The organism is Mesorhizobium sp. M7A.F.Ca.CA.004.06.1.1 (assembly GCF_003999135.1).
Classification (GTDB): domain Bacteria; phylum Pseudomonadota; class Alphaproteobacteria; order Rhizobiales; family Rhizobiaceae; genus Mesorhizobium.
Map to the genome: position 1 here is coordinate 1 of NZ_RZPQ01001342.1, position 681 is coordinate 681.

The 681-nt window shown below is 64.8% G+C and carries 2 protein-coding genes; both read left to right on the forward strand.

Features of this window, described 5'->3' with window-relative positions; all coding sequences use genetic code 11:
- The coding region (locus EN906_RS36205) for a DAK2 domain-containing protein (RefSeq protein WP_127375876.1) at positions 1-174 on the forward strand (174 nt) is incomplete at its 5' end.
- Positions 175-246: 72 nt separating this feature from the next.
- A partial coding sequence (dhaL, locus tag EN906_RS36210) for a dihydroxyacetone kinase subunit DhaL (RefSeq protein ID WP_127375877.1) occupies positions 247-681 on the forward strand: 435 nt, incomplete at its 3' end.

A 681-nucleotide genomic window follows, 5' to 3' on the forward strand; every position in this document is an offset into this window, starting at 1 on the left:
GACGAAGCGGCTGTGGCGGCTCGACGCGGTGCCGAAGCCACCTCCGCCATGGACAAAGCTAAGGCCGGACGGTCCGCCTATGTCGGCAGCAAATTGCAGGGTGTGGTCGACCCCGGCGCTCACGCGGTGGCCGAAGTCTTCGCGGCCGCCGCCGCACTGCACGAAGCGGCCTGATTCATGCTCCAGTTGTCGAATGATCGTTCTTTCGATACTGCCGGCAAGATAGAAACCGGAAATGCGGGTGACATGGCGGCGTTGAACCTTGCCAGGCTGATCGCGGCCGCTGCGGATACCATTGCCGCTCACGCCGAGGAGTTGACGGCGCTCGACCAGGCGATCGGCGACGGCGACCACGGGCTGAACATGAAGCGCGGCTTCGAGGCCGTGCGCGCGGAAGCCGAAGCATTTTCGGCCAAACCGCTGCCCGATGCCTTGAAGGCAATCGGCACCAAGCTGGTGATGACGGTCGGCGGCGCCTCCGGCCCGCTATTCGGCACCCTTTTCCTGGCACTCGGCAAGGAGATTTCAGCGGCGCCTGATCGCGCCAATCTGACGGCGGCGTTCGGCAAGGCGATCGAAGCGGTGGCAGCACGGGGCAAGTCGCAGGTTGGACAAAAAACCATGCTCGACGTGCTGCAGCCGGTGCATGACGCGTTGCTGCAGGGAAAGACGGCGCCGGAA